This window comes from Mesorhizobium sp. GbtcB19 (assembly GCF_019091085.1).
Taxonomy (GTDB): domain Bacteria; phylum Pseudomonadota; class Alphaproteobacteria; order Rhizobiales; family Rhizobiaceae; genus Mesorhizobium.
Genome location: NZ_JAGXJY010000015.1, coordinates 24,438 through 49,958 on the forward strand (window position 1 = coordinate 24,438; position 25,521 = coordinate 49,958).

Here is a 25,521-nt window from a genome sequence, read left to right on the forward strand (position 1 = left end):
GCGATTGGCGAAAGCCGCGATGAGAGCTCCTTCTCCCCGTTCAACGGGGAGAAGATGGCGGCAGCCAGATGAGGGGCAGCACTGCCCTCAGAGGGTTAGGAGCCGGCCTGAGTTAAGCCGGTCACTTCGGCCTTCAAGCCGCCTCGAGCGCCGCCTTCACCGCCGCGATCGCGTCGTTTGCCTTGGAAGCGTCCGGGCCGCCGGCCTGCGCCATGTCGGGGCGGCCGCCGCCGCCCTGCCCGCCAAGCGCTGCGGACGCGACGCGCACCAGATCGACGGCGCTGAAGCGGCCGGTCAGATCGTCGGTGACGCCGACGACCACGCTTGCCTTGTTGTCCTCGCCGGCACCGACAAAGACGACCACGCCGGAGCCGAGTGTCTTCTTGCCGGCATCCGCGAGCGGCTTCAGGTCCTTCGGCGCCACGCCGCTGACCGCCTTGCCGAGGAAGCCGACGCCGGCAACGGTCTCGTTCGCGGCCGGGGCGTCGGCAACGGCCGAGCCGCCGCCCAGCGCCAGTTTCTTGCGCGCCTCGGTAAGCTCCTTTTCGAGCTTCTTGCGCTCCTCGAGCAGCGTCTCGACGCGAGCCGGCACATCGGCCGGCGCAATCTTCAGGGTCGCCGCCGCGGCCTTCAAGCGCCGGTCCTGTTCGTCGAGATGCCTGCGCGCCGTCTCGCCGGTCAGCGCCTCGATGCGGCGCACGCCGGCGGCAACCGCGCTGTCCGACAGGATGCGCACCAGGCCGATATCGCCGGTCGATTTCACGTGCGTGCCGCCACAGAGCTCGACCGAATAGGGCCGGTTGGCCTTGGCGCCGTGCAGGCCGGTGCCCATCGACACGACGCGGACCTCATCGCCATATTTTTCCCCGAACAGCGCCATCGCGCCCTCGGCGATGGCATCGTCGACCGACATCAGGCGCGTCGTCACCGGGCTGTTCTGCACGACGATCTCATTCGCCATGCGCTCGACCTCCTCGAGATCTTCCGCCGAGATCGGCTTGTTGTGCGAGATGTCGAAACGCAGCCGATCGGGCGCGACCAGCGAGCCCTTCTGCGCGACATGGGTGCCCAGCACCTCGCGCAGCGCCTCATGGATGAGGTGCGTCGCGGAGTGGTTGGCGCGCAGCTTCGAGCGGCGCGCATGGTCGACCTTCAGTTCGACAGCGGCGCCCGTCTTGACCGTGCCTTGAGTGACCTTGCCGAGATGCACGAACAAGCCGTCGGCCTTCTTCTGCGTGTCGGAGACCTCGATCGAAAAACCGTCGCCGGAGATCACGCCGGTGTCGCCCATCTGGCCGCCGGATTCGCCATAGAACGGCGTCTGGTTGACGACGACGGCGACCGCATCGCCCTGAGAGGCGCTGTCGATCGTCTTGCCGTCCTTGACCAGCGCCTGGACGATGCCTTCCGCGGCTTCAGTCTCGTAGCCGAGGAATTCGGTCGCGCCGGTCTTTTCGCGCACCGAGAACCACACCGTCTCGGTGGCGGCTTCGCCCGAACCCGCCCAATGCGCGCGCGCCTCGGCCTTCTGCCGCTCCATCGCATCGGTGAAGCCGGCGATATCGACCGAGATGCTGCGCTGGCGAAGCGCATCCTGCGTCAGGTCGAGCGGGAAGCCATAGGTGTCGTAGAGCTTGAAGGCCGTCTCGCCGTCCAGCATGTCGCCGGCATGCAGTGTCTCGGTCGCGTCCGAAAGCAGGCCGAGGCCGCGCACCAGCGTCTTGCGGAAGCGTGTTTCCTCGAGCTTCAGCGTTTCGGTGATCAGCGCCTCGCCGCGCACCAGTTCCGGATAGGCCTGACCCATCTCGCGCACCAGCGCTGGCACCAGCTGCCACATCAGCGGCTCCTTGGCGCCCAGCAGCTGCGCATGGCGCATGGCGCGGCGCATGATGCGGCGCAGCACGTAGCCGCGGCCTTCGTTGGAGGGCAGCACGCCGTCGGCCACCAGGAAGGAGGACGAGCGCAGATGATCCGCGATGACGCGGTAGGACGCGACGGTCCCCTGGTTCGGCCCCTCGCCGAGCGCCGAGGACGCCGCGTCGATCAGATGCTTGAACAGATCGGTCTCGAAGACACTGTCGACACCCTGCAGGATGGAGGCCATGCGCTCCAGGCCCATGCCGGTGTCGATCGAGGGACGCGGCAGGTCGATGCGCTCTTCCTTCGTCACCTGCTCATACTGCATGAACACCAGGTTCCAGAATTCCAGGAACCGGTCGCCGTCTTCTTCCGGGCTGCCGGGCGGGCCGCCCCAGATATGCTCGCCGCGGTCGATGAAGATTTCCGAGCACGGGCCGCACGGACCGGTGTCGCCCATCGCCCAGAAATTGTCCGAGGTCGGGATGCGGATGATGCGGTCGTCGGAAAAGCCGGCAATCTTCTTCCAGTGGCCCGCGGCCTCATCGTCGGTGTGATAGACGGTGACCAGCAGCTTGTCCTTGTTCAGGCCGAAACCCTTGGTGATCAGGTTCCAGGCAAGCTCGATCGCGCGCTCCTTGAAATAGTCGCCGAACGAGAAATTGCCGAGCATCTCGAAGAAGGTCAGATGGCGCGCCGTGTAGCCGACATTGTCGAGGTCGTTGTGCTTGCCGCCGGCGCGCACGCTTTTCTGCGCGGTAGAGGCCCGCGAATAGGGACGCTTCTCCAGGCCGGTGAAGACGTTCTTGAACTGCACCATGCCGGCGTTGGTGAACATCAGCGTCGGGTCGTTGCGCGGCACCAGCGGGCTGGAGGCGACGATCTCGTGGCCCTCCTTGCGGAAGTAGTCGAGGAATGTCGACCGGATGTCGTTCACGCCACTCATTGCATACTGCCTTTTTCGCAAGAACCGCCGGCGCTGCCGGCGGCAAATGGGCTTCGGTGTTTCAGAAGATAGATGGGCCTTTTAGCGATAGCTCTTGAGCCTGTCCAGAAACACGGAGTTAAAGCATGTCTCCCGAAAGTTGGAACCGGTTTCGGGATAAAGACATGCGTAAAATCAAAAACCTAAAGCGCATGGAGCGAATCTGAAAGATCGCGACGCGCTTTGGGCCAATTAAACGATCCGCCGGCCGCTCGACGCTACCCCGAAACGCAAAACCGCCGGCACGAGGGCCGGCGGTTCGGGTACGCAGTACTCAAGAACTCGATTACATAAGCATATACCGATAAACCAGGATTGTGGCCGAACTCCGGCCAAGCCGGCTAATTGGTCGGCTAAATCCCGAACAGGAAACCGCTGCGCGATCTTCCTGGAACGAGCCGGCCCTACACGGCGCCGGCTTCGTCCTCAAAACCGTCATCGCTGCCTTCGGACCTGTCGTTCTCGAGGAATTTCTCGGCGATCAGCCCGGCATTCTGGCGCAGCGCCAGCTCGACCTCGCGCGCGGTGTCGGGATTGTCGCGCAGGAACAGTTTTGCATTCTCGCGGCCCTGGCCGAGACGCTGCGAATTATAGGAGAACCAGGCGCCCGACTTCTCGATGACGCCGGCCTTGACACCGAGATCGATCAGCTCGCCGGTCTTCGACACGCCTTCGCCATACATGATGTCGAACTCGACCACCTTGAAGGGCGGGGCCAGCTTATTCTTGACCACCTTGACGCGGGTCTGGTTGCCGACGACCTCGTCGCGGTCCTTGACCGAGCCGATGCGGCGGATGTCGAGGCGCACCGAGGCGTAGAATTTCAGCGCGTTGCCGCCCGTGGTCGTCTCGGGCGAGCCGAACATGACGCCGATCTTCATGCGAATCTGGTTGATGAAGATGACCATGGTGTTGGAGCGCGAGATCGAAGCGGTCAGCTTGCGCAGCGCCTGGCTCATCAGACGAGCCTGAAGACCGGGCAGCGCATCGCCCATCTCGCCCTCGATTTCGGCGCGCGGCGTCAGCGCCGCGACCGAATCGACCACCAGCACGTCGATCGCGCCGGAGCGCACCAGCGTGTCGCAGATTTCCAGCGCCTGCTCGCCGGTGTCGGGCTGCGAGATCAAAAGGTTCTCGAGGTCGACACCAAGCTTGCGGGCATAGACCGGATCGAGCGCATGCTCGGCATCGACGAAGGCGCAGATGCCGCCCTTCTTCTGCGCTTCCGCCACCGTGTGCAGCGCCAGCGTCGTCTTGCCCGAGCTTTCCGGCCCGTAGATCTCGATGATGCGGCCGCGCGGCAGGCCGCCGACGCCGAGCGCGATGTCGAGGCCGAGCGATCCGGTCGGCACGGTCTCGATCTCGACCACCTGCTCATTGGCGCCGAGCCGCATGATCGAGCCCTTGCCGAAAGCGCGCTCGATTTGCGACAGCGCCGCGTCCAGAGCCTTTGATTTGTCCACTGCCTTATCCTCTACAAGCCGCAAAGTATTCTGAGCCATGATACATCACCCCTTGGTCGTCAATGAAGGCCGGACAATCCGTGATCCCTGCGGCTTTTGTACCTTTTTTGTTCTCATTTGGCAAGGGGCAACAAATATCTGAAAAACAATCAATATCTGGATTTGTTCTATTTTCGTTTCATCCGGCTAGCCTCGGATGTATCCCCTTGAAACATGTAGCATGAAGTGCTACATATTCTCGCATGAGCACGACCCCTAAACCCGAAACCCTCAAATCGTTCCTCGAACGGTTCCCGACCGATGATTCGTGCCTCGATCACCTCATGGTGACGCGATATGGCAAGCGGCACGTTTGCGCCAAATGCGGCAAGGAAGCCAACTTCCATCGCGTGAAGTCGCGCCGTTGCTACGAATGCGATTTCTGCGGCTATCAGGTCTACCCGACCGCTGGCACGCCGTTTGAAGCCACGCGCACGTCCTTGCGCGATTGGTACACCGTCATGTTTCTATTCTGCACGTCCCGCAACGGCGTGTCGGCGAAGGAAGTGCAGCGCACGATTGGCGTGACCTACAAGACCGCTTGGCGCATGTGCAACCTGATCCGTCAGTACATGGGTTACGTTGACGGCGACGCGCCGATTGGGGGCAAGGACGGCGGCATCGTTGAAGCCGACAAGATGTTTTACGGGGGCAAGGACAAGATGGGCGAGGACGATAAGACGGTCGTTTTCGGCGCCATCGAACGCGGGGGCGAAGTCATCACCCGCGTCCTTCCAGGCCGTGGCCGCAAGCATGTGATGCCGGCGATCTTCGCTTGGGTAAAGCCCGGCTCCCGCATCGCCACGGATGAGGCTGGCGCGTTCCGTGAACTGTCAGAGCTTGGCTACCTGCATGGCACCGTGAACCATAGCCAAGGCGAGTATGTGAATGGTGCGGTCCACACGAACAACATCGAAGCTTTCTGGTCGCACGTTAAGCGCTCTATGCGCGGGACTTACGTGGCCGTTTCGGAGAAGTGGTTGCAGACCTACCTTTGGGAGTTCGAGTTCCGGCAGAACCTTCGGAAGCATCCGCACTTGATGCTTGACCTTTTGCTGCAATCGTTCCCGCGCCCGGGACCGTGAGCGGCGGCTTGGTAGCCATCGCCTTTAGGAGTTTGTCGAAGCGTTCCTTATTCTCAGCCGCCACTTTTCGAAGTCCTTTCGCGGATTGCGCGTGCCAATTCGTCAGGGCCGGATACGGTCGGCTTTCTTGATATAAGCATTCCCATCAGGCATGCGACGACGAAACCAGCGAAAAAGATCGCGCATTCTGCCAAGTCCCAAAAACCGAAATTTGGCGACGATGTATAAAGCCCGTGCATGGCCTGTAGCGCTGGCGCTAATGCACCGCACGACGCGCCGATAGCTGCCCAAAGGACATCTTTCTCGAAGGGGCGAGAATTCTCAGATCGAAGCATGGTTAGCTCCTCATCTGAAATGTCGTGCCGTAAGAGGGCGTCGGGGGCTGTCCTCCGGATTGGGATCGACATCCCGTTGCCGCCAGCGAGGGCGCTTTGGATCGGCTGCTCTGGAAAATCGCTAGAGCGGATGGCCGGGATCGCCGGAAGATTTTGGGTTTCGTTGCGGCCTCCGCCGCCAGCTCTACCCGTTTTTGGCTGTGCCATCGGCGGCGGCTTTCGCAGCTTCGAAGTCGGAAAGTGCTTTCTCTATTTCCGCTTCGAATGGCTTCAAAAGATTGTTCAGCACCGCGCGGAGTTCGTACGCCTCCATGGGAGTCATAGAAAGCGCAATGCGCCAGTTTATTTTCCCGTTGAAGACCCGAGAGTCTCCAAAGACGAGTCGGAAATTGGTGGAAGTCGTGCTGACAACGAATCGGTTCGTGACAATGGTCGGAACCGCGTAAGTCGTCTCCATAAATTCGTCGTCTACCGGAATCCCGTGTTCCATGCATCACCCTCTGCGCTATGGCAGGGGCCGACATAGCACGATTCCGATTACATGTCCAAAGGGTATACATCCGGCTAGCCTGAAGCAGAACCGCTGGTCCAGAAGAGATTTCGATATCCGCCTGTCCCGAATCGCGGCCCCGATTGCGGGGCGACCTGAGGAAACCTAGTGTGCGCAGCCGCACGATCAACGAAAGTCACCGACCCATAATGCCGACATCCCCAACAATCCTGGCGCTGGGCGGCGCCCATATCGACCGGCGCGGCCAGGTCTCGGGCACCTATGTGCCGGCCGCCTCCAACCCCGGCATGATGCGCGAGGACGTCGGCGGCGTCGTTTTCAACGCGCTGCGCAGTGTCGTGAAACGAGGCGTGTCCGCCTCGCTGATTTCGGTGCGCGGCGGCGACGCGGCGGCCGACACGGTCGCCTCGGCGATCGACAGCGCCGGAATAACCGACCTCTCGGTGGTGTTCCTCGATCGCACCACGCCAAGCTACACGGCGATGATCGACGCCGAGGGCGAATTGATTGTCGGGCTGGCCGACATGGCGCTCTATGACCTCGCCTTCCCCAAGCAGATAAGGCGTTCCAAGGTGCGCGAAGCGATCGCCGCCGCCGACGCGATCCTATGCGACGCCAACCTTCCGACGGCGGCGCTGGAGCGCCTGGTGGCACTGGCCGGCGGCCGGCCGGTCTTTGCCATCGCCGTCTCGCCGGCCAAGGTCGTTCGGCTGACGCCGCTGCTGAGCCGTCTGTCGCTGCTTTTCATGAACCGTCGCGAGGCTGCAGCACTGGTCGGCGCCGAGCCGTCCGGGCAGACCCTTGTCGACCTGCTAAGGCAGGCTGGCCTCAATGCCGGCGTCGTGACGGCCGGCAGCGCTCCGGTGCTGGGCTTCGACGACACCGGCGTCTTTGAGATCGACCCACCCGCGCCGCGCCGTGTCGCCGACGTCACCGGCGCCGGCGATGCGCTGACCGGCGCGACCGTCGCCGCGATGCTGCGCGGCCTGCCGTTGCGCGCCGCGCTGCGCGAAGGCGTCGCGGCTGCCATGCTCGCCATCGAGAGCCCCGAGGCCGTGCCATCCTTCACCACCGCCAATTTCACGCAGGCGCTTGCCCTTGTGCCTGAGGCACGGGAGGTGGCATAGGGCCACCAATCATCCACTTCCTCCTGATCGGAGACCGCCGTGACGCCCGAGACCGCCCGCCCCTTCGTCGACATCCATCCGCCCGTGGCGGAGGCGCTCGCCGCCGGCCGGCCGGTGGTGGCGCTGGAGAGCACCATCATCACCCACGGCATGCCCTACCCCGACAATGGGGCCATGGCGGGCAAGGTCGAGCAGATCATCATCGACGGCGGCGCGGTGCCGGCGACGATCGCCGTGGTCGACGGCCGCATCAAGATCGGCTTGTCCGACGGCGAGCGCGAATCGCTGGCCATGACCGGCGATGCCATGAAGCTGTCGCGCGCCGATCTCGGCTTTGCGGTTGCGCAAGGCCGCACCGGCGGCACCACAGTGGCGGCCACCATGATCGCCGCGCATATGGCCGGCATAAAAGTCTTCGCCACCGGCGGCATCGGTGGCGTCCACAAGGGCGCCGAGAAAAGCTTCGACATCTCGGCCGACCTCGACGAGCTGGCGCGCACGCCGGTCATTGTCGTCTCGGCCGGCGCCAAGGCGATCCTCGACATCGAAAAGACGCTGGAAGTGCTGGAAACGCGCGGCGTGCCGGTCATCGGCCACGCCTGCGAGACCATGCCCGCCTTCTGGTCCAGGCAGTCGCCATTCCGCGCGCCGCTGACGCTGCACAAGCCGGAAGACATCGCGCATTTCTACCGGACGCGGCAGGCGCTGGGTCTCGGCGGCGGCATCCTGATCGCCAATCCGGTGCCGCAGAATGACGAAATCCCGGCCGCCGAGATGGACGGTTATATCCAGGCCGCGCAGAAGGCGGCCGAAGCGCAGAACGTCACCGGCAAGGCGGTGACGCCGTTCCTGCTGTCGAAGATCCTGGAACTCACCGGCGGCCGCAGCCTCAAGACCAACATCGCGCTGGTCGAGAACAACGCGCGGCTGGCGGCGGAGATTGCGAAGGCATTGTAGGCGCGGAAAGCTCAGCTACCGGCAAGCGATAGCCAAAAACCAACGCCGCGTTCCGTCACACCCCGCTCTGGCCTGCCGGCCATCTCCCCCGCAAAGGGGGAGATCAGCAGTTCGGCCGCTGGCTCTCCTTTCAACGTCGGCGATTGGCGAAAGCCGGGGCGACATCCAATCTCCCCCCTTGCGGGGGAGATGTCCGGCAGGACAGAGGGGGGTGCTGTCCCGCCAGCATTTCGAACATCGGGCGTCACTTCCCCGCCCGTCTTCCTGCCTCATAAGCCCGCCGCGCCCAGACCGCCATCTCGTCGGGATCGTCAAAGGCGTCGTCAGGCACGCTCCAGTACGGCATCGCCACCTCTTTGCCGTGGCGTGAGCCGATATAGGTCCACTGGCTGCAGCCCGCGGCTTCGAAATCGGGAATGGTTTTCTCATCCGCCTTGAGCATCAGCTCGCCGCGCACGACGACCGCGACGATGACACCGTCGCAATAGATGCCCTTGCCGCCGAACAGTTTTCGGATGCTGATCGGCCCCAGGCTTTCGAACAATTCTTCAAGGCGTTCATTGTCCATGCCGCGATCATCTCATCCGTCATCGGCCTTGTCATGGCCGCAACCAAAGGCATGCTGACAGGTTGAGACCTGGAAACGGAGTTCCCCGCCATGCCTGTCCTGCTCAAAGGCTCCTGCCGCTGCGGCGCCGTCCGCTTCGAAGTGGAGAGCCACACGCCGGTGCCGTTCATGCTCTGCTACTGCTCGATCTGCCGCAAGCAGCAGGGCGGCGGCGGTTTCGCCATCAATCTCGGCGCCGACTACAAGACGATGATCATAAGGGGCAAGCGCAGCCTCGGCGTCTATCGCGCCGAGATCGAGGATGACGAGCACCCGCATTGCGAGGTTTCGACCGGCGAGCGCAATTTCTGCAAAAAATGCGGCTCCGCGCTCTGGCTCTACGACCCGACCTGGCCGGACCTGGTGCATCCCTTCGCCTCGGCCGTCGACAGCGACCTGCCGACGCCGCCGGAAAAGGTGCATCTGATGCTGAAATACAAGGCGAACTGGGTCGAGCCGGTGATCGGACCGAAAGACAAGGTGTTCGAGGTCTATCCGGAAGAATCGATCGCCGATTGGCACAAGCGGACAGGGGTATGGGTGGAGTAGCTTTCTTCTCCCCATTCCACGGGGAGAAGATGCCGGCAGGCAGATGAGGGGCGGCGCCAGCCTCTCAAAACTTTACACTTACCCCTCATCCGGCCCTTCGGGCCACCTTCTCCCCGTAAACGGGGCGAAGGAACTCAGGCCGATGCTCGTGCCTCGGCCAGCGCCTTGAGGTCGGCGGGCTTCAGTTCGACGGATTCGCCGCAGCCGCAGGCCGAGCTCTGGTTGGGGTTCTTGAAGGTGAAGCCGGTGCGCAGCGTCGTCTGTTCGAAATCCATCTCGGTGCCGAACAGGAACAGTGCTGCTTCCGGCGCCACATAGACATGCGCGCCGTCGCGCTCGATATGGTCGTCCTTGAGGTTCGGCTCGGTCACCAGATCCACGGTGTATTCCATGCCGGCGCAGCCGCCCTTCTTGATGCCGAGGCGGATGCCATGCGCGTTGTCGCGCGCAGCGACGATCTCGCGCACGCGATCGGCGGCCTTGTCGGTCATCGTGATGACGGCGAAGCGTCCCATGTTTTTCCTTCTCCATTCCATGCAGGTTCAAGGCCTGCCGAATGATTCTCACCTAAAATGGTGAAGTTTTACCGCTGGCGCAAGTGCGTCAGCCCGTGCCTGCCTAGTACCACCCGACCGCGACCTGCGCCTCTTCCGACATACGGTCGGGCGTCCACGGCGGATCGAACACCATGGCCACCTCGACGCCGGACACGCCCTCGACGGCGCCGACGGCATTCTCGACCCATCCGGGCATCTCGCCGGCCACCGGGCAACCCGGCGCGGTCAGCGTCATGTCGATCTTGACCGACCGGTCGTCCTCGATGTCGATCTTGTAGACTAGGCCGAGCTCGTAGATATCCGCCGGGATTTCCGGGTCGTAGACGGTCTTCAAGGCCGAAACGATGTCGTCGGTCAGCCGCGCCAGCTCATCGGCGGGGATCGCCGAGGCCGAAACGATGCCGTCGCCGGCCACCTCCGGCGCGGTTTCTGCGGTGGTGCTCACATCGTCCATCATCATCACCCGAAGAACTTTCGCGCCTTTTCCAAGGCTTCGGCCAAAGCGTCGACTTCGGCCCTGGTATTATACATGCCGAACGATGCCCTGCATGTGGAGGTGACGCCGAAGCGTTTCAACAGCGGCTGGGCGCAATGAGTGCCGGCTCGAACGGCCACGCCCTGCCGGTCGATCACCATCGACACGTCATGCGCATGGATACCCTGCAATTCGAACGAGATGATGGCGCCCTTGCCGGGCGCGTCGCCGAAGATGCGCAGCGAGTTGATCGCCCGCAGCCGCTCATGCGCATAGGTCTTCAGGTCCGCCTCATGCGCGGCGATACGCTCGCGGCCGATTTTTTCCATGTAGTCGAGCGCCGCGCCCAGCCCGATCGCCTGCACGATCGGCGGCGTGCCGGCCTCGAAGCGGTGCGGCGGCTCATTATAGGTGACGATATCCTCCGTCACCTCCTCGATCATCTCGCCGCCGCCCATGAAGGGCCGCATCTCTTCCAGCCTGTCCTTCTTGCCGTAGAGCACGCCGATGCCCGAGGGGCCGTAGACCTTGTGGCCGGTGAAGACGAAGAAATCGCAATCGAGGTCCTGCACGTCGATCGGCATATGCACCGCGCTCTGGCTGCCGTCGACCAGCACGGGAATGCTGCGCGCATGCGCGATGCGCACGATCTCCTTGATCGGCGTCACCGTGCCCAGCGCATTCGACATCTGGGTGATGGCGACGAGTTTTGTGCGCGAAGTCAGACGCTTCTCGAATTCCTCGATATGGAACGCGCCGAGATCGTCGACCGGCACCCAGACCAGCTTGGCGCCCTGCCGCTCGCGGATGAAATGCCACGGCACGATGTTGGAATGGTGCTCCATGATCGACAGCACGATCTCGTCGCCCTCGCCGATCCGAGGCATGCCATAACCATAAGCGACCGTATTGATCGCCGAGGTGGTGTTGGAAGTGAAGACGATGTTGTCGGTGCTCGGCGCATTGAGAAACCGCTGCACCGATTTGCGCGCGTTCTCATAGGCATCGGTGGCGGCGTTCGACAGGAAATGCAGGCCGCGATGGACGTTGGCGTATTCCTGGGAATAGGCGTGCTGGATGGTGTCGAGCACGATCTGCGGCTTCTGCGCCGAGGCGCCATTGTCGAGATAGACCAGCGGCTTGCCATAGACCTGGCGCGACAGGATCGGGAAGTCGCGGCGGATCGCCTCGACATCATAGGGGGTGGTTTCGATCTTCTGGTCCATTTCGAAGTCCTTGTCGGCCAAAGCCGCGATCCTTCCAACACCCCTCATCCGTCTCGACGCTTCGCGCCGATCCACCTTCTCCCACAAGGGGAGAAGGGGAGCGTGCTAGCCGTGCGTCGAAAACCAGCCGTCGAGCCGCGCTTCCAGTGCCTCGACCAGCGCCTCGTCGTCCAGTTCTTCGATAACTTCGGCCACGAAAGCCTTCACCAGAAGCCCCCGCGCGCTCTTCTCGTCGATGCCGCGCGCCATCAGGTAGAACAGATGGTTGTGGTCGATCTCGGTGACCGTCGCGCCATGGCCGCAGACGACGTCGTCGGCGAAGATTTCCAGCTCCGGCTTGGTCGAGAACTCGCCGTCGTCCGACAGCAACAGCGTGTTGCAGGCCATCTTGGCGTTGGTCTTCTGCGCGTATTGATGCACGTTGATGCGGCCCTGGAAGACGCCGCGCGCCTTGCCGGTCACCACATTGCGGATCACTTCCGTCGAGGTCGTGTGCGGCACGGCGTGGTCGAGCACCATGGTGGTGTCGGTATGCGTGTCGCCGGCCAGAAGGTTGATGCCGCGCAATTTGAAATCGGCGCCCTCGCCGGTCGTCCTCACGACGACCTCCTGGCGCACGAGCTTGCCGCCGGCATTCATCACGAACAGGGTCAGCTTGGCGTCCTTGCCGATATGCGCCTTGAACTGGGCGAGATGCGTGGCTGTCTCCGGCTGCTCCTGCACGATCAGCCAGGTCACCTCCGCGCCGTCGCCGACCACGAGTTGGCTGACGGAAGAGACGAACGCCTCGTCGCCCTCGCCCGTCTGGCGCTCGAGGATGATCGCCTTGGCGCCGGCGCCGACGCGCGCCAGCAGCCGCACATGCGACTGGCCGCCGGCCTGCAGGTTCTGCAATTCGATCGGCTTTTCCAGCTCGGTGCCGTCGGCAATGTCGACGAAATAGCCGTCGGCGACGAACGCCGTGTTCAGAGCACCGATCGCGTCGTCGTCGCCATAGGGATCGAGCCCAGGCGCGACGCTGCCGTCGGTGAGTTTTTCAGACAGGCGCTGCACGGTGACGCCGTCGATCTCCGGCAGCTTGGCGCTGGAGACGCCGTTCAGCACCGGCAGAACGGCGGAGCCTTCCAGAACCGGCGCAAGCGCCTTCGCGACCGCGCCTGCTTCGAAAGCCGGCACCTTGGTCAGCAGCCGGCGCAGATCGGTGTAATGCCAGGATTCGACGCGCCGTGTCGGCAGGCCGTGCTTGATCGCCTCGATCGCGTCGTCGCGCTTGACCATCACCGCGCCGTCGCCCGGCAGCAGCGACAGCCGCTCGCCGAAGGCATCGATCAACGCCGTCTCGGCCAGTGTCCGCTGGGGCTGTGCGTGCATGTTCATGACTTTCGCCTCGACCGCCCCCATCTCACGCGGCTTCGCCGATCACGCCGGCATAGCCATTGGCCTCGAGGTCGAGCGCCAGCGACTTGTCGCCAGACTTGATGACCTGGCCCTTGTAGAGCACGTGCACCGAGTCAGGCACGATGTGTTCGAGCAGGCGCTGGTAGTGGGTGATGACGACGATGGCGCGGTCGGGCGAACGCAGCGCGTTGACGCCGTCCGAGACGATCTTCAGCGCGTCGATGTCGAGGCCTGAATCGGTCTCGTCGAGCACGCAGAGCTTGGGCTCGAGCAGCTTCATCTGCAGGATCTCGGCGCGCTTCTTCTCACCGCCGGAGAAGCCGACATTGAGCGGCCGCTTCAGCATGTTGATGTCCATGCTAAGCGAGGCGGCGGCTTCCTTCACGCGCTTCAGGAACTCCGGCACCTTCAGCGGCTCCTCGCCGCGCGCCTTGCGCTGCTCGTTCATCGCGACCTTGAGGAATTCCATGGTCGCCACGCCCGGTATCTCCATCGGATACTGGAAGGCGAGGAAGATGCCCGCCGTGGCGCGCTCGGCCGGATCCATCTCGAGGATCGACTGGCCGTTATAAAGGATGTCGCCCTCGGTGACTTCATAGTCCTCGCGGCCGGCAAGGATATAGGACAGCGTCGACTTGCCCGAGCCGTTCGGCCCCATGATGGCGGCGACCTCGCCGGCTTTCACCGTCAGGTTCAGGCCGCGGATGATCTCGGTGCCGTCATCGACGATGCGGGCATGCAAATTCTTGATCTCAAGCATAGTTTCTTCCTGAATAACTTTTTGCGGTCAGCCGACCGAACCCTCTAGGCTGATGCCGATGAGCTTCTGCGCCTCGACGGCGAACTCCATCGGCAGCTGCTGGATGACGTCCTTGACGAAGCCGTTGACGATGAGCGCGATCGCCTCTTCCTCGGGAATGCCGCGCTGCATGACGTAGAACTTCTGGTCCTCGGAGATCTTCGACGTCGTCGCTTCATGCTCGAACTTCGCCGTCGCGTTCTTGGCTTCCATGTAGGGCACGGTGTGTGCGCCGCACTGGTCGCCGATCAGCAGCGAGTCGCAGTTGGTGAAGTTGCGCGCGTTGGCCGCCTTGCGGTGCGCCGAGACCTGGCCGCGATAGGTGTTCTGCGAGAAGCCGGCGGCGATGCCCTTGGAGATGATGCGGCTCGACGTGTTCTTGCCGAGATGGATCATCTTGGTTCCCGAGTCGACCTGCTGGTAGCCGTTCGAGACAGCGATCGAATAGAACTCGCCCGAGGAATCGTCGCCGCGCAGGATGCAGCTCGGATATTTCCAGGTGATGGCCGAGCCGGTCTCGACCTGCGTCCACGAGATCTTCGACCGATCGCCGCGGCAGTCGCCGCGCTTGGTGACGAAATTGTAGATGCCGCCCTTGCCCTCGGCGTCGCCGGGATACCAGTTCTGCACCGTCGAATATTTGATCTCGGCATCGTCGAGCGCGACCAGCTCGACCACCGCCGCGTGCAGCTGGTTCTCGTCGCGCTGCGGCGCCGTGCAGCCTTCGAGATAGGAGACGTAAGCCCCCTCCTCGGCGATGATCAGCGTGCGCTCGAACTGGCCGGTGTTCTTCTCGTTGATGCGGAAATAGGTCGACAGCTCCATCGGGCAGCGCACCCCCTTCGGAACGAAGACGAAGGACCCGTCGGTGAACACCGCCGAATTCAGCGTCGCGTAGAAATTGTCCGAGGTCGGCACGACCGAACCCAGATACTTCTTGACCAGTTCCGGATGCTCGCGGATCGCTTCCGAGATCGAGCAGAAGATGACACCCGCCTTGGCGAGCTCTTCCTTGAATGTGGTGACCACCGAAACGGAATCGAACACGGCGTCGACCGCGACGCGGCCGGATTTGTAGACGTTGTCGCTGATTTCCTCGTCTTCCGAGGCGGCATCGGTCTTCTGCACGCCGGCCAGGATTTCCTGCTCCTTGAGCGGAATGCCGAGCTTCTCGTAGACCTTGAGCAACTCAGGATCGACCTCGCTCAGCGACTTCGGCCCCGGCGTGCTCTTCGGCGCGGCGTAGTAATAGATGTCCTGGAAGTCGATCTTCGGATAGTGGACACGCGCCCAGGTCGGCTCTTCCAGCGTCAGCCAGCGGCGATAGGCCTCCAGACGCCATTCCAGCATCCAGTCCGGCTCATCCTTCTTGGCCGAGATGAAGCGAATAATGTCCTCGCTCAGGCCCTTGGGGGCCTTGTCCATCTCGATCTCTGTCTGGAATCCATATTTATACTGGTCGACGTCGATCTTTCGAACCCGATCGATCGTCTCCTGCACAGCAGGCATAAGCGTTCTCCATCCACGCCGGGGTCAAGGCCCGACAGTTTTCAAACTATGGCACCGCTGTGACCGTATCCCGGCAGGGATGCGCAGCGGAGTAAGTTCCATATAGTGCGTGTCCGCCGGAAATTCACCCGGCCAGGACAAAACGCACGGCTCTACCAGGCCGCAAGGCCTGAATTCTTCTTCGCCGCCGTCAGGCAGCCTCTTCCTTGCCCGCGCGGCGGGCGACGATCCCGGCCAGCGCCGCCCGGAAGGCCGCGATGTCCTCGGCGCCGGTCGCGCGGCCGATCGTGACGCGCAAAGCGCCCAGGCTGTCGCCACGACCCATCGCCTTCAGCACATGGCTTGGCCCGACTTTTCCCGACGAGCAGGCCGAGCCCGCCGACAGCGCGACGCCGGCAAGATCGAAAGCGATCTGCGCCGTCTCGGCCTTGACGCCGGGAATAGCGAAGAATGTCGTGTTGGCAAGCCTCTGAGCGCCATTTCCGAAGATTTCCGCGTCCGGCGCCAATTCGGTCACGATCGCCTCGATCTCGTCGCGGCGCCGCTCAACGGCATCGATGTCGTCCAGGCCCGCTAGTGCTGCCCGCGCAGCGGCGCCGAAACCGGCGATCCCGGCGACGTTTTCCGTGCCGGCGCGATGGCCCTTCTCCTGGCCGCCGCCATTGACCAGCGGACCCGGCATCATCAGGTCGGACGCGGCGACGATCGCGCCGACGCCCTTCGGGCCGCCGATCTTATGCGAGGACAGGATCAGATAGTCGGCATAAGGAACTGACATATCGAGCGGAATCCGCCCGGCGGCCTGCACGGCGTCGACCACCAGCACTCCGCCGGCGGCCTTGACGATTTCGGCAATGCGCCGGATCGGTTGGACAACGCCCGTCTCGTTGTTGGCGGCGTGGATCGCCACCAGCGGCAGGCCGGCAGCCTTGTCATGCGCGGCGAGCGCGGCGGCCAGCGCCTCGATATCGGCAATGCCGTTCCGGTCGACGCCGATCTTCGTGACCTGTGTCGCCGCAAACCGCCCGCCATTCAGGATGCAGGGATGATCGGCCGCGGAGACGTAGAGATGGCTCATGCGGATGGCGCCGCGCCCCATCTGCCAGTCTGGCCCAAGCAGCGTCGAGGCGGCTTCGGTGGCGCCGGATGTGAAGACGACATGTTCGGGCCTGGCGTTGACCAGCCGCGCCACGTCGCGGCGCGCATCCTCGACCAGCCGGCGCGAGGCGCGGCCCTCGGTGTGGACCGATGACGGATTGGCGGCATCGAGCGCGGCGACCATCGCCGCCCGCGCTTCCGCAATGAGCGGCGCGCTGGCGTTGTAGTCGAGATAGGCGCGGGTTGCGGCCATTTTCGCCCTGTTCGTCCTTCCGCCAACTATCCCGCGAGGATAGCGCGTTATTTCCTTGAAATTGCAAGGCAAGCCGTCCTATTTACCCGGCTTGCGGCGCGGGCGGCCGGACCATACGGTTTCGGCCTCCCAGTTTTGAACAATTCTAAACTAGCTTCTAGGAAGACGCTCGCCCTGCGTCAAGGCCACACAAGGTATGGGGCCGCGGGAGAGCTGGATCAGAAAAGTTCCGGGCTAGCGCCTTCGTATGCCACGTGGAGTATTTTATGCCTGAGGTCATTTTCGCCGGTCCGGCTGGTCGCCTGGAGGGACGCTATCAGCCCTCGAAGGAAAAGAGCGCCCCGATCGCCATCGTGCTGCACCCGCACCCGCAATTCGGCGGCACGATGAACAACAAGATCGTCTACGACCTCTTCTATATGTTCCAGAAGCGCGATTTCACCGTGCTGCGCTTCAATTTCCGCGGCATCGGCCGCAGCCAGGGCGAGTTCGACCATGGCACCGGCGAATTGTCGGATGCGGCCGCGGCGCTTGACTGGGTGCAGTCGCTGCATCCGGATTCGAAGAGCTGCTGGGTCGCCGGCTATTCCTTCGGTTCGTGGATCGGCATGCAGCTTCTGATGCGCCGGCCGGAGATCGAGGGCTTCATCTCGGTCGCGCCGCAGCCCAACACCTATGATTTCTCGTTCCTGGCGCCCTGCCCGTCATCCGGCCTGATCATCCACGGCGATGCCGACAAGGTGGCGCCGCCCAAGGACGTGCAGGGCCTGGTCGACAAGCTGCACACGCAAAAGGGCATCACCATCACCCAGAAGACGCTGCCGGGCGCCAATCATTTCTTCGCCAATGACACCGAACTGCTGATCCAGGATTGCGCCGACTATCTCGACCGCCGCCTGGCGGGCGAGCTCGCCGATCCGAGGCCGAAGCGCCTGCGCTAAGTACGGAAGGCAGCCTCAATCCGATCGCTTTAGTGGGTCGGCGTCCGGTCGGCGCCGATCTCGCTGCCTTCGACTGAGCCGACCATCGAAGCCCTGCCCCTCGGCGCGCGGGATGGTATCAGCCGGAATGTCCGCTTGCGCACCGGCAGCTTCGAGCCTGTCTGGCCGAAGATGAAACCGAGCCGGGCAAACGCCAGGCCCGAGACCACCGAGAACGCCAGCCCGAGGCCGAAGCCCGCGACCGTGTCGCTTGGATAATGCGCGCCTACGAAGACGCGTGTCGAGGCGATGCAAGCGGTGACCGCCAGCGCGACATACCAGCGCCGCGGGAACAAAAGCAGCAGGATGCCGAAGACCGCGCCCATCGTCGTGGCATGGCCGGATGGAAAGCCGGCGAAACGCGCATCCATGGCGAAGGGATGCAGCGAGAGCACGCCGAAACTGTCGAAATAAAGCGGCCGGGCCCGGCCGATGCCGTATTTCAGGAAATTGACCGCCAGGCCGGACAGGCCGGCGGCGCACAGCACCAGGAAAGCGAAGCACGTCCAGTTGTAGACGAGCATCCGGCCTTGCCGGGACAGGCCGCGCCAATCCGTCAGGTTGGCGGCGACGAGGCAGAGCGCCGCCGGAATGAGGTACCAGCCGCCCAGGCCGAACTGCGTGAAGAAGTCGGTGAAGCGCACGAATCCGGGTGACCATTCGCCGCGCATCTCGCCAGCGGCGGCGTCGAGGCGCAGAAAGGTCGCCGCGATGAGCAGCACCCAGGCCAGCAGCCAGACGCTCCACAGGATTCTCGGATAACGCGCCGGACGCACGGCAAAGCGCCGCCTCACGATCGTCATCGTGTCGCGGAAATTGCCGAGCGAACGGCGGTAGAGGGCAAGGGGCGCGGCGGACATGGCGTTAGCGCAGTCTATAGGGCATTCGACGCCCGGGGCTATTGTTCACGGCGCCACCCGATAAAGGCCGAGCGAAAGCTTGTCTCCTGACGAATAGTTGATGCCGTCGATCTCGGTCAGGCGCTTCGCCGACTTGCCCTGGGCAGCCAGCACATCGGTAAGCTTCTGCTCATCCTTGATCGGCGCGAGGCCGAGCGCGCATGACGGATCGGTGAGCAGATGCTGCGCCACGCCCTCGACGTCGGTAAGCACCGTCTTGGTGCCGACCAGGAAGACGAGGCTCGGCTCCTCGAATCTCGCCGAGGCAAGCACTGTGGTGTCGCACAGGCGGTTGGCGTCGACAGCTGCCTTGATCGCGGGGCTGAGCCAGATCGGCTTCAGCGACGGCGCAATGACGCCGAACAGCAGGCTGAAGGTCATGCCGGCGCCGACGGCAATCGCGGCGATGCGCGGAAGCGGCACCTGCAGCTGTCTGGGAAATGCAAGATAGCCGGTAACCAGTGCGGCGATCGCCGCCGGTATGCTCCACCAGGAGAAGGTCTTCGCCACATAAAGCGGCGCGCCGACGCACACCACAGCCAGGCCGATCGCCACCACGGCAAGGCCGAAGGCCGTCGCCCACCACAGCCACGTCTGCCAGCGCTTCAGCGGCGCGTTAGCCTCGTCCGCCGGCAAGGTGAGCAGCCAGCCGATCAGCAGCGCCATGCCCGGATAGGCCGGCATAACATAATGCGGCAGCTTGGTCGGGATCGCCTCGAACACCAGCCAGAACGGGATATACCAGGCGAGGCAGAAGCGCAGCCGCGGGTCGTCCCAGAAGCGGTTGATCGCCTGCAGCCCGGCGCCGACCGCGATCAGCCCGAACGGCCACATGAACAGCGAATAGGTCAGCATGTAGAAGCCGGGCGGCAGGCCGTGCGATTCCTCGCCCTGCGCCACCTTGTTCAGCATGTCCTTGCCGACCGCCTCTTGGAAGAAGGCGCCGCCGCTTTTCCAGGTGATGAGGATCAGCCAGGGCAGGACGATCACCAGCACGATGGCGACGCCACGCACGAGCTTGAGCTTCAACAGCCAGCGCCAGTCGCGGTCGAAGGCAACCAGCGCCGCCGCCGTCAGCAGCGACAGCAGCGGCGAGACGGGCCCCTTGATCAGGACGCCCAAGCCTTGCGCGATCCAGAAGATCCACGGCAGATGCCCGGGAACCGGTTCATTGCGCCTTGCCGCGATATAGACCTGCGCCAGGGCGCCTTGCGCCATCACAGAGCAGGCGAGAAGCATGGCGTCGGTCTTGGCGTCGCGCCCTTCGAAGGCGGTGGCGAAGATCGCCGCCATCATCAGGCCTGCGGCCAGCCCGGCATTGGCGCCGAAGAGTTTCGTGCCGGTCCAGCCGATGCCGACGACGGCGATCGCGATGCCCAGCATGGAGACAAGGCGATAGACCCAGATCGGTGCGGCGGCCCCCTCGCCGCTCAGCGCCACCGCCGCCGACTGCAGCCAGTAGATGCCGATCGGCTTCTTGTAGCGTGTGACGTCCTGCAGGCGGATGTCGACATAGTCGCCCGTCTCCACCATCTGCTTGGTCGCCTGGACGAAGCGGGATTCATCGCGGTCGACCGGTGGCAGGCTGGCCAGCCCGCTGACCGTCATGACGATGCTGAACAGAAAGAGGAAGAGGTAGTTCCTGTTCATCGCGGGAGCTCGTCCGATCTGCAACTGCGGGATGGCCCCGTGGCGGCGCGTGGGCGCATGTCTAGAGCATGATGCCGAAAAGTGCGAAGCGGTTTTCGGACGACATCATGCTCCATGTCTTTGATTTGCGCGGCGCCTCATTACGCCAGCAAGATGGGTGAAGCAAGGATGCGCGGCGTGACGCGCGATCGGACGCAAAACCGGAAACCACTTTTGCTAGCGGCGGTTGGATGCTAAACGCGCGCCTTCATATCCAGCTTGGCCTTGGCGCCGGCGATCTCCAGGAAGAAAACATGTCCGCCTTCAAATCCGATTTCCTGCGCATCATGAGCGAGCGCGGCTTCATCCACCAGATTTCGGATGAATCGGCCCTCGACCAGCTTTTCGCCAAGGAAACGGTAAGCGCCTATATCGGCTTCGACGCCACCGCCAAGAGTCTGCATGCCGGGTCGCTGATCCAGATCATGATGCTGCACTGGCTGCAGCAGACCGGCCACCGGCCGATCGCGCTGATGGGCGGCGGCACCTCGATGATCGGCGACCCTTCCTTCAAGGACGAAGCGCGCAAGCTTCTGACACCGCAGGACATCGACGACAATCTCGTCGGCATCCGCCGCAATTTCGCGCCTTACCTGGAATTCGGCAGCGGCCCCGGCGACGCGGTCATGGTCAACAACGCCGACTGGCTGATGCAGATCAACTACGTGAATTTCCTGCGCGATGTCGGCCGGCATTTCTCCGTCAACCGCATGCTCGCCTTCGATAGCGTGAAGCTGAGGCTCGACCGCGAGCAGTCGCTATCCTTCCTCGAATTCAACTACATGATCCTGCAGGCCTACGACTTCGTCGAGCTCTACAAGCGCGTCGGCTGCCGGCTGCAGATGGGCGGCTCGGACCAGTGGGGCAACATCGTCAACGGCATCGATCTCGGCCACCGCATGGAGGGCGTCCAGCTCTTCGCCATGACCACGCCGCTGCTCACCACCTCGTCCGGCGCCAAGATGGGCAAGTCGGCCTCGGGCGCGGTCTGGCTCGACGGCGACATGCTGAGCCCTTACGAGTTCTGGCAATACTGGCGCAACACCGAGGACGCCGATGTCGGCCGCTTCCTGAAGCTCTACACGACCCTGCCGTTGCACGAAGTCGCGCGCCTGCAAAAGCTCGGCGGCTCGGAGATCAACGAGGCGAAGAAGATCCTCGCCACCGAGATCACCGCCATGCTGCATGGCCGCGAGGCAGCCGAGACGGCGAGCGAGACCGCGCGCAAGACCTTCGAGGAGGGCGCGCTCGCCGACACGCTGCCCAGCGTCGAGGTGGCGAGGTCCGACCTGGAGGCTGGCATCGGCATCCTGGCGCTGTTCGTCACCGCCGGGCTGGCCGGCTCGAACGGCGAAGCGCGCCGCCACATCCAGGGCGGCGCCGTGCGCGTCAACGACCAGCCGGTGACGGACGATAAGCGCATGGTCACGGCTGGTGATCTCAGCCCCGAAGGCGTCGTGAAGCTTTCGCTCGGCAAGAAGAAACACGTGCTGGTGAGGCCGGTCTGACCATCTGTCAGGCGCGCGAATTCGGATCACTCGCAATCGCCACGGCTTTCGGAGGTCGCGGACCAGGCCGGGGCATACTTTGTTTGAAACGGCGGCCGGACGTCGTGCGACCGATCATCCGGCCGGGGATTCCCAGAGCGGTTCAGCGTTTCACGGAATTGCCGAACCACTCTAAGTATTTGTTTCTACGCAATTCCGGACGGAAAACCGTTCCACGCTTTTCCTGGAAGTGCTCTAGGCAGGTATCAGCATCGCGATGCGATGCACCCCGACCTCCTTGCTTGTGTTCGTCGCTTCATCGGTCTTGCCCTTGGAGCAGGTGTATACGTCACCCACCTTCAGCTTAAATTCCTTGTCCGCTTTCTTGATGGTGAATGCGCCGGAAGTGATGGTGCATACCATGTCGTTGTCCATCACGGTTTGAGGCGCGTGTGCTCCGGGCTGAAAGACCGCATCGACAATCGAGATGCTCTTATAGGCGGGAATGTCGGAATTGCCGGTGCCGACCTCAACCACTCTGACACCGGGCGCAATCTCCTTGCCATCCTTCGGGCCGTACTTCTTGGTCTTTGCAGATGCCGCCAGGGTGAACAAAGGCGATACGGCGGCAGCTGTCACACCGAGAGCTATTGCAGACCTGCGATTCATGGTTTTCATCGCATCCTCCCTAGACGCTGGTCGCGCACGAAAGTGCATGACCATGTTATATTAGCACAACCGCAGATAAGCTGCAGAGGATTCAGCAAGCGTAAGGCTGGCGCCGCTAACTTCGCCGGAGGATGTCATCAGCCCTGACAATCTCCGTCGCCGCGAGATGCGGGCCGCCCCCTCGCCGCCTCCTGGACCGGTGGGCACGGCACATCTCCGAAGGAGCAGAAAACACAACAATCCCCCGTCTTGGGTCGAAGCACCGTCCCGCACCCCTTGCACTCGTAAAAGAACTGGCAGGCGTCGCCGGGCATCACTTCGCAAGCCCGAAATCCGCAATGCGGGCAGGTAAGGGTGGATGTGAGCTGCGTCATCAACTGCACTCTGCCAATCCGACGACCGGCGCATGTCGGCGACTGCGTGGAAACCTAGCTCACCGCACCAAGACGACAAGGCTGCGGCCGCGGGGCGACGTCCTGCCCAAACCTTACATCTCTCCGCCGCAGCCGTCGGAAAGGTTCCATACATCGACGATCTGCTCGCCGCTGAAGTGGTGCTCGTGGATCAGGTATTTCGCCAATCCGCCATACAGCTTCCAGCGCCAGCATGGGCAGCAGCATGGCCCCTGCTCCTCGGAATTGGCCACCGCGAAGTCATAAGCCTTCTGCTCGTCGCCGGTGAGCTTGAGATCGTAGTACGGCATCATCTGCTGCGCTGTCGCCGCCGCAATGTCGTAGGGATCGCCGGGGATCATCGGGATGGCGCGATACTTGGCGAGCCCCCTCACCTGCTCGCCATAGCGCTTCAGTTCCATTGGACTACAGCACGAGCCCTTGATGCGGGCCATCGCCGGCATCGTCGCGATCGAGTCCGTGAATTTGGCCGAGCAGGTGCTGTTCCCGTTCTCGCTGAGATCCTTGAAACGCTTGGCCAATTCGGGATCGTCGGCGGCCACCGCGAAATCCGAATTATCGAAGAGGCCGGCCAGCGTGGCAGTTCCAAGGATGCCACCGAGAATGACCGTCCGCCGGTTTGGGATACGGGTCATTTGTCAATCCTCGCCTGCTCGATCAGTTTCTTCAGGTTCGCAAGATCGGTAGCCCCAGGGAAAATCTGACCACCGGCCACAAAGCCCGGCGTTCCCGTGATCCTGAGCGCCTGCGCCAGTTCCGCGTTGCGATCGATCAACGCCTGGATATCGGGCTTCTGCATGTCGCCTTTCATGCGCTCGACATCGAGGCCGGTCTCCGCCGCGATCTTGAGCACGACGGCTTCTGTCACCCTTGTGCGGGATCCATAAAGCGCCTTGTGGAACTCCCGATATTTGCCCTGGCGCTCGGCCGCCAGTGCCGCCTTGGCCGCGAACACCGAGTCCGGGCCGAGGATGGGAAATTCCTTGTAGACGATCCGCAGCTGCGGATCGTCGGCCATGGCCTGGTCCATGATCGGCGCCATCAACCGGCAATATGGGCAATTGTAGTCGAAGAATTCGACCAGGGTGACATCGCCTTGCGCATTGCCGCCGACCGGGCTCTGTTTATCCTGGAAGATGTCGTTTGCGCGCGCCTTGAGCGTTTCCTTGGCCTGGGCCGCGTCCGCCTCGCGCTGGCGCTCATCCAGGCTTTGCAGCGCCTGCACGAGAACCTCGGGATGCGCCAGTATATAGTCGTGGATCCGCTGATCGAGCTGGTCCTGGGACATTTCGCCGGCCGCGAAGGCCGCTTCCCGCGTGCCCGGATTGAGCAGGAGCCACCCCGCGATGATTGCGATGACGAGTCTGCGGAAGATACCGGGACTGCACCAGCCCGTAAGTCTTGCGCTTGCGCTGGTAACCATATGTCTTTCCCTCTCTTGTCGATTGAGCCATTTCTGCGCTGCCTCACAGCAGGTTTTTCAGTTTCGCCAGCCAGCCTTCGTCCTGCTCATGGTGCGGGCGCTCGACATTGTTGGTGAGCGCGTTGACGAAGGTGACGAGGTTGATGGGCTGGAAGTTGAGCCCGTGGAAATTCGCCCGCCAGCGGCCTTCCCTGTCGATCACATGGGTGACGATGCCGTGCATCTGGTAGCCGTCACTGGTGAGGGTGAACTTGTGGCCGAAGGCTTCCGCCAGCTTGCGGGTCGCATCCTCCGGCTGGCCCGGGACCGTTGTCAGGAACAGCCAGTTGACCGGGTCGAGCCCATGCGTCGGCCCATAGGCCTTGAGCGCATCGGGCGTGTCCTTCCGCGGGTCGGTGGTTATGCTGATGAAGACGACCCGATCCTTCATCGGCGTCGAGTTCACCATCTTCTGAATTTCGGCGATCTTCTCGGCATGCAGCGGGCAAACGTCCGGGCATGAGGTGTAGATGAAATGGAGCACGACGACCTTGCCGGCGAGATCGGCCGGCCGCACGACGCGCCCGTCAGCGGCGCGCAGCGTGAAGTCGGGCATCGGCTTATCGATCTGCTGGAAATACTTCTCGTCGCTCTGCAGCATGGCGTCGATGTCGTCCAGCGAATGCGCCCGTGCCGCATGGGCGAAACCGACCGCCAGCGCCGTCAACGCGAACAAGCCGCACATCAAGCGCATCCACTGGTCCCGAACCGACGAAACACACCGGGCCGCCGGCTGATTTTGTGCCGGGGAAAACATCAACCGCCGCCTCTCATGTCGGCGGAAAGCGCTTTCGGACCGTCGGCGGTTTCTCCGGAAGAAGCGTTTTCGGTCGCGCATGAACGGCCCGTCATCCGGTTCATGCACAGCCCGAGTACGCACATGGCCACGCAAGGCAGGACGCTGAGCAGCACCGGCGCGACGCCGGCGGCGACCAGCCACGACCAGTTGAAGGCAAGGCCTGCGACGACAATGCCGGCGCCGGCGGCTATCAGGCGGCACCGCCCGCCGAAAGTGGAGCGGAGGATGGATCGGGCACCGCGGCTTGGCGATGCCTGCCGGGTCGGGATCAGTTCTGTCGAGGTCATATGATT

The 25,521-nt window shown here is 63.3% G+C and carries 26 protein-coding genes; 6 read left to right on the forward strand and 20 right to left on the reverse strand.

Annotated elements, in window-relative coordinates; all coding sequences use genetic code 11:
* Positions 1 to 133: 133 nt before the first annotated feature.
* Positions 134 to 2,803, reverse strand: a complete 2,670-nt coding sequence (gene alaS, locus KVT37_RS22795) for an alanine--tRNA ligase (protein WP_217577234.1) — start codon at positions 2,801 to 2,803, stop codon at positions 134 to 136.
* A gap of 443 nt (positions 2,804 to 3,246) precedes the next feature.
* A complete protein-coding gene (gene recA, locus KVT37_RS22800) occupies positions 3,247 to 4,344 on the reverse strand; it encodes a recombinase RecA (RefSeq protein ID WP_217577236.1) in 1,098 nt (365 codons plus the stop codon).
* 203 nt (positions 4,345 to 4,547) lie between these two features.
* On the opposite strand from recA, the gene KVT37_RS22805 reads away from it, so the two are divergent.
* A complete protein-coding gene (locus KVT37_RS22805) occupies positions 4,548 to 5,429 on the forward strand; it encodes an IS1595 family transposase (protein WP_217577238.1) in 882 nt (293 codons plus the stop codon).
* Between the two features lie 53 nt (positions 5,430 to 5,482).
* On the opposite strand, the gene KVT37_RS22810 is transcribed toward KVT37_RS22805, so the two are convergent.
* Together KVT37_RS22810 and KVT37_RS22815 are read right to left on the reverse strand one after the other, a co-directional pair.
* On the reverse strand, positions 5,483 to 5,971 hold the full coding sequence (locus tag KVT37_RS22810) for a hypothetical protein (protein WP_217577240.1): 489 nt from the start codon (positions 5,969 to 5,971) through the stop codon (positions 5,483 to 5,485).
* Complete coding sequence (locus KVT37_RS22815; protein WP_217577242.1) at positions 5,949 to 6,254, reverse strand: hypothetical protein; 306 nt, start codon at positions 6,252 to 6,254, stop codon at positions 5,949 to 5,951. The genes KVT37_RS22810 and KVT37_RS22815 overlap by 23 nt, the downstream gene beginning before the upstream one ends.
* 209 nt (positions 6,255 to 6,463) lie before the next feature.
* On the opposite strand from KVT37_RS22815, the gene KVT37_RS22820 reads away from it, so the two are divergent.
* Complete coding sequence (locus KVT37_RS22820) at positions 6,464 to 7,402, forward strand: carbohydrate kinase family protein (RefSeq protein ID WP_217577244.1); 939 nt, start codon at positions 6,464 to 6,466, stop codon at positions 7,400 to 7,402.
* A 39-nt stretch (positions 7,403 to 7,441) separates the two neighbouring features.
* Positions 7,442 to 8,359: a pseudouridine-5'-phosphate glycosidase gene (locus tag KVT37_RS22825; RefSeq protein WP_217577246.1), complete on the forward strand. Its 918-nt coding sequence runs from the start codon at positions 7,442 to 7,444 to the stop codon at positions 8,357 to 8,359.
* Between the two features lie 244 nt (positions 8,360 to 8,603).
* Here KVT37_RS22825 and KVT37_RS22830 read toward each other — a convergent pair whose 3' ends face one another.
* Positions 8,604 to 8,927, reverse strand: coding sequence for a TfoX/Sxy family protein (locus KVT37_RS22830; RefSeq protein WP_217577247.1), 324 nt, complete (start codon positions 8,925 to 8,927; stop codon positions 8,604 to 8,606).
* A gap of 90 nt (positions 8,928 to 9,017) precedes the next feature.
* Between KVT37_RS22830 and KVT37_RS22835 the strand changes: the two genes are divergently transcribed.
* Positions 9,018 to 9,515 carry a GFA family protein gene (locus KVT37_RS22835; protein ID WP_217577248.1) on the forward strand — a complete coding sequence of 166 codons (498 nt, stop codon included), beginning with the start codon at positions 9,018 to 9,020 and terminating at the stop codon, positions 9,513 to 9,515.
* A 134-nt stretch (positions 9,516 to 9,649) separates the two neighbouring features.
* Here KVT37_RS22835 and sufA read toward each other — a convergent pair whose 3' ends face one another.
* The 7 genes from sufA to KVT37_RS22870 all read right to left on the reverse strand — a co-directional run bounded on the left by sufA (position 9,650) and on the right by KVT37_RS22870 (position 16,830).
* Positions 9,650 to 10,030, reverse strand: coding sequence for a Fe-S cluster assembly scaffold SufA (gene sufA, locus KVT37_RS22840; protein ID WP_217577250.1), 381 nt, complete (start codon positions 10,028 to 10,030; stop codon positions 9,650 to 9,652).
* A 103-nt stretch (positions 10,031 to 10,133) separates the two neighbouring features.
* Complete coding sequence (locus KVT37_RS22845) at positions 10,134 to 10,526, reverse strand: SUF system Fe-S cluster assembly protein (RefSeq protein ID WP_217577402.1); 393 nt, start codon at positions 10,524 to 10,526, stop codon at positions 10,134 to 10,136.
* Positions 10,527 to 10,531: 5 nt separating this feature from the next.
* Complete coding sequence (locus KVT37_RS22850) at positions 10,532 to 11,773, reverse strand: cysteine desulfurase (protein WP_217577252.1); 1,242 nt, start codon at positions 11,771 to 11,773, stop codon at positions 10,532 to 10,534.
* Positions 11,774 to 11,878: 105 nt separating this feature from the next.
* Positions 11,879 to 13,150 (reverse strand): Fe-S cluster assembly protein SufD, encoded by a 1,272-nt coding sequence (sufD, locus tag KVT37_RS22855; protein WP_217577254.1) that lies wholly within the window; start codon positions 13,148 to 13,150, stop codon positions 11,879 to 11,881.
* Between the two features lie 25 nt (positions 13,151 to 13,175).
* Positions 13,176 to 13,931: a Fe-S cluster assembly ATPase SufC gene (gene sufC, locus KVT37_RS22860; protein ID WP_217577256.1), complete on the reverse strand. Its 756-nt coding sequence runs from the start codon at positions 13,929 to 13,931 to the stop codon at positions 13,176 to 13,178.
* Positions 13,932 to 13,958: 27 nt separating this feature from the next.
* Positions 13,959 to 15,479 (reverse strand): Fe-S cluster assembly protein SufB, encoded by a 1,521-nt coding sequence (gene sufB, locus KVT37_RS22865; protein WP_217577258.1) that lies wholly within the window; start codon positions 15,477 to 15,479, stop codon positions 13,959 to 13,961.
* A 190-nt stretch (positions 15,480 to 15,669) separates the two neighbouring features.
* Entirely contained in the window at positions 15,670 to 16,830 is a 1,161-nt protein-coding gene (locus KVT37_RS22870; protein WP_217577260.1) for a cysteine desulfurase family protein, read from the reverse strand.
* A gap of 266 nt (positions 16,831 to 17,096) precedes the next feature.
* On the opposite strand from KVT37_RS22870, the gene KVT37_RS22875 reads away from it, so the two are divergent.
* On the forward strand, positions 17,097 to 17,771 hold the full coding sequence (locus KVT37_RS22875) for an alpha/beta hydrolase (RefSeq protein ID WP_112098571.1): 675 nt from the start codon (positions 17,097 to 17,099) through the stop codon (positions 17,769 to 17,771).
* 29 nt (positions 17,772 to 17,800) lie between these two features.
* Here the strand turns inward: KVT37_RS22875 and KVT37_RS22880 are convergent, their stop codons facing one another.
* Both KVT37_RS22880 and KVT37_RS22885 read right to left on the reverse strand, forming a co-directional pair.
* Positions 17,801 to 18,670 carry a phosphatase PAP2 family protein gene (locus tag KVT37_RS22880; RefSeq protein ID WP_217577262.1) on the reverse strand — a complete coding sequence of 290 codons (870 nt, stop codon included), beginning with the start codon at positions 18,668 to 18,670 and terminating at the stop codon, positions 17,801 to 17,803.
* Between the two features lie 45 nt (positions 18,671 to 18,715).
* Positions 18,716 to 20,359 (reverse strand): glycosyltransferase family 39 protein, encoded by a 1,644-nt coding sequence (locus tag KVT37_RS22885; protein WP_217577264.1) that lies wholly within the window; start codon positions 20,357 to 20,359, stop codon positions 18,716 to 18,718.
* A gap of 293 nt (positions 20,360 to 20,652) precedes the next feature.
* Here KVT37_RS22885 and tyrS point away from each other — a divergent pair, with 293 nt between their 5' ends.
* A complete protein-coding gene (gene tyrS, locus KVT37_RS22890) occupies positions 20,653 to 21,906 on the forward strand; it encodes a tyrosine--tRNA ligase (RefSeq protein WP_217577266.1) in 1,254 nt (417 codons plus the stop codon).
* A gap of 234 nt (positions 21,907 to 22,140) precedes the next feature.
* Here tyrS and KVT37_RS22895 read toward each other — a convergent pair whose 3' ends face one another.
* From KVT37_RS22895 to KVT37_RS22915, 6 genes are all read right to left on the reverse strand, one after another.
* Complete coding sequence (locus tag KVT37_RS22895) at positions 22,141 to 22,563, reverse strand: hypothetical protein (RefSeq protein WP_217577268.1); 423 nt, start codon at positions 22,561 to 22,563, stop codon at positions 22,141 to 22,143.
* Positions 22,564 to 22,691: 128 nt separating this feature from the next.
* Complete coding sequence (locus KVT37_RS33505) at positions 22,692 to 22,928, reverse strand: ZPR1-type zinc finger protein (RefSeq protein ID WP_254634201.1); 237 nt, start codon at positions 22,926 to 22,928, stop codon at positions 22,692 to 22,694.
* Between the two features lie 113 nt (positions 22,929 to 23,041).
* On the reverse strand, positions 23,042 to 23,602 hold the full coding sequence (locus tag KVT37_RS22900) for a hypothetical protein (RefSeq protein WP_217577270.1): 561 nt from the start codon (positions 23,600 to 23,602) through the stop codon (positions 23,042 to 23,044).
* Positions 23,599 to 24,390 (reverse strand): DsbA family protein, encoded by a 792-nt coding sequence (locus KVT37_RS22905; RefSeq protein WP_217577272.1) that lies wholly within the window; start codon positions 24,388 to 24,390, stop codon positions 23,599 to 23,601. Before KVT37_RS22905 ends, KVT37_RS22900 begins: the two co-directional genes overlap by 4 nt.
* A 43-nt stretch (positions 24,391 to 24,433) precedes the next feature.
* Complete coding sequence (locus tag KVT37_RS22910) at positions 24,434 to 25,114, reverse strand: SCO family protein (protein ID WP_254634202.1); 681 nt, start codon at positions 25,112 to 25,114, stop codon at positions 24,434 to 24,436.
* Positions 25,115 to 25,185: 71 nt separating this feature from the next.
* Positions 25,186 to 25,515 carry a hypothetical protein gene (locus KVT37_RS22915; RefSeq protein WP_217577276.1) on the reverse strand — a complete coding sequence of 110 codons (330 nt, stop codon included), beginning with the start codon at positions 25,513 to 25,515 and terminating at the stop codon, positions 25,186 to 25,188.
* Between the last annotated feature and the right edge of the window lie 6 nt (positions 25,516 to 25,521).